The following is a 2925-nucleotide window of genomic DNA, read 5'->3' on the forward strand; positions in this document are numbered from 1 at the left end:
CTGGTCGAGCACGGGGGCGACTTTGTGCCCGATCAATACATAGACTGTATTCTCGGGCACCTGGCGGGGCCAATTACAAATTGGTAATGGTCACTGACAAAGCGTCGCAGCATCAAGTGTGCTTGGGGCTTTTCGCGGTGAAAACGAATTGCTGGAGGGAGCGGAGTTCGATGACTCACGTGCGGCCGACCATGCTGGCGCGGATGTGGCTGGAACGCGCGAGGCGCTCGGTGTAATCTGCGCGATCATGAGCTCGTGAATGAAGTTATGGCGAGAACTCTTGAGAAGGACAGGCAAATCCCGCTCGCGCAAGGCACGCGCGCCTGCTTCGTCGAGGGCGTAGGTGAGGAGACGATAGCTGGCGTCGGCACACTGCCGCTGTTGGGGCGGGCGTGCGAGATACAGGTTTGGCTTGCGCGATAACAGGTTGAGACGATGGATGAGCGCTTTCGGATTACCGCTGACAAAGGCGTGGATGTAATCGCTCGAAAGATAGTGATAGCGCGCGAGCAATTTGAATATTTCGATGTCGCGCTCGGTCGGGTAGATGGCGATCGCCGAGCCATCTCGACCACGAACGGGGTCACGCGACCAGCGCGAATTGCGTGATTTCTTTTCGACTACGGCGTCCATGGTGCGCGCATAGCTGTAAAAGGGACCCGCGTAAACGGGCACGATGAACTCGCCTGGACTACCGCGGCGTACGGTGGACTACGGTGGCGAATTAAAATATTGGCGGCACGCAGGGAGCGTATCACCACAATTATTGTTTTAGCGACTCGCGCGGAAGGGATGGCAGTTCAAACAACGCCAGGCAACCAACAATAGGGTCGCAATCCGCTCCTCCGGCCAACTTGGCGTGCCCAGCGGCGTGACAAATGGCCTATTGCGGCAGATGCGCATTGGTTGTGCACTGGGCCCGTAGGAGGCCGACCGTGAAATCAGGGCCCCTCGGAGGAAAGTCAAACTGCGGCCATTGGGAGGGCGAGATGCAATTTTTAAAAGCCAAAAAGCTTGTTTGCGCGGTGGTAGCGGCCGGTGCGCTCGGCCTCGGGGCGGTGCTGCCATCCGGCCAGGCGCAGGCGCAGCAGCAAACCTACTTGATGAAAATTTCAACGCCGACCGTTCACGACATTCCGAATGTCTGGATCGATGGCTATGCCGCAATGCTGGAAAAGGACTCCGGCGGTCGCATCAAAGTGCAGGTCTTTCCGGCAAGCCAGCTCGGTTCGATCCCGCGGCAGATCGAAGGAACGCAGTTCGGTTCGATTCAGTGCGTGCAGATTCCGCCGGAATTCATGGTCGGTCTCGACGCGCGCTTCCAGTTGCTCGCGGCCCCAGGGCTGGTCGACTCGGAGATTGAAGGTCAGCGGCTCGTTGCCAATCCGGCGGTGCGAAAGCTGATGCTTGGGCTCGGTGCCGACAAAGGATTGCACGGCCTCAGTGTGTGGTACGCCACGCCGAACGTTCTCATAAGCAGAACCCCGCTTCACGATGTTGCCGACTTCAAAGGCAAGAAGGTCCGCGTATTCGCTTCTCCGTTCCAGACTGTGGCATTCGAGCGGCTTGGCATCACGCCGGTCGCGATGAGCCTGGGTGACGTGTTGCCGGCACTTCAACAAGGCGCCATCGACGGCTCCATTACCGGGATCGGACCTATCGTAAAGTTCCACATGATCGATGCAGCGAAATACGTTACCGAGATCAATCAGCCGAGCATCTTTATTATCGAGGAGGTCAACCAGAAATGGTACGAGGCCTTGCCCAAGGATTTGCAACAACTCGTGGATAGCGATGCGGCGAAAGAGGATGCGGCGATCGCGCCGATGGCGGGCAAGATGGCCGACGAATATCTGCAGGAGTGGAAAGCTGCGGGCGGGACGTTGATCAAGCTTTCGCCCGCCGAACACGCCAAGATGATGAAGATCCTCGCTGGCGTCGGCACCGAGGTGTCAAGCAAGACACCGACATTGGCGGTGGCCTATAAGATTGTGAGTCAAGCGGCAAAGCATGCGGCGGCGTCGAAGTAGCGATTCGGACAGTCTCGGGGAGCCGAGCCCTTGCTCGACCCCGCAATAGGAATGCTTTTTGCTGCCACGTGTCAGACGGCTCGCCGGGATCGTTTGCTTTATCGCGCGCCAGCGGGGAGGGAGCCTCTTGGACCACCGGCTCTCGCGAAGGTGCGGCCTGCGCCCCGCCGCTCAGTTTGCCTTTCCGCCCGCTTTTCCCTTTGCCTGGGCGCATCGGCTCTTGGGCTGCAGCGCGACTGTCAGATTCAGCGCGCCTCGCAGCGAATGTGTCCCGATAGCGGAACATTGCGGAGCTGATCGGCAAAGAAGAGGCCCGGTGTTGCTGGACACCGAGGCGCAAACCCAATTAGGGTTCTGTGTCTTCTTGGAATGGGATCAGTCGATGAGCTTCCCGATTTTGTACGCGAAAGTGCGAGAGCTTGCCGCGACTGCGCAAGCAATGGGTGCGCTTGGTGCCGAGTTGCGGCTGCGGCAATCGGGGAAAGATGGAGATCCTCGCCTGCGAAGCGCGTTACGAGCGGTAGTTGATAAGTTCGGTCCGGAGCAGATCGACGCCCTAGCTCCGGGTCAAATTGCCACGATAGTGGGACAATTGACCTATGCCTTACCGGAAGCACTGGACCTCATTCGTTAACCTGACCGGGCTCCAGGTTGGACGTATGAAGATCCGTCGGTACTGCAGGAACGCGGGCGAGGCTCCCGCGCTGGAGCGCGCAACTTCGAAACCATCGCGCGGCAGCGCCCGGCGTTAGCCGCAGTTCTCGATGGCAATACCAAATTCCTTGACGTTGGTACCGGTACGGGATGGCTTGCAATCGAGTGCGCCAAAATATGGCCTCGCATGCAGATGGTGGGAATAGATATTTGGGAGCCAGCACTGAAGCTTGCAGAAAGC

4 protein-coding genes are annotated in these 2925 nt (G+C 58.7%); 3 read left to right on the top strand and 1 reads right to left on the bottom strand.

Features of this window, described 5'->3' with window-relative positions; genetic code table 11:
- Nucleotides 1–90 precede the first annotated feature (90 nt).
- Nucleotides 91–633, bottom strand: coding sequence for a hypothetical protein (locus tag WB528_RS16755; RefSeq protein ID WP_423889528.1), 543 nt, complete (start codon nucleotides 631–633; stop codon nucleotides 91–93).
- Between the two features lie 356 nt (nucleotides 634–989).
- Here WB528_RS16755 and WB528_RS16760 point away from each other — a divergent pair, with 356 nt between their 5' ends.
- From WB528_RS16760 to WB528_RS16770, 3 genes are all read left to right on the top strand, one after another.
- On the top strand, nucleotides 990–2030 hold the full coding sequence (locus WB528_RS16760) for a TRAP transporter substrate-binding protein (RefSeq protein ID WP_423889529.1): 1041 nt from the start codon (nucleotides 990–992) through the stop codon (nucleotides 2028–2030).
- A gap of 316 nt (nucleotides 2031–2346) precedes the next feature.
- Nucleotides 2347–2664, top strand: a complete 318-nt coding sequence (locus WB528_RS16765) for a hypothetical protein (RefSeq protein ID WP_423889530.1) — start codon at nucleotides 2347–2349, stop codon at nucleotides 2662–2664.
- Nucleotides 2665–2757: 93 nt separating this feature from the next.
- On the top strand, nucleotides 2758–2925 hold a 168-nt coding region (locus WB528_RS16770; protein ID WP_423889531.1), incomplete at its 3' end, for a methyltransferase domain-containing protein.

The organism is Bradyrhizobium sp. (assembly GCF_049586575.1).
GTDB lineage: Bacteria > Pseudomonadota > Alphaproteobacteria > Rhizobiales > Xanthobacteraceae > Bradyrhizobium.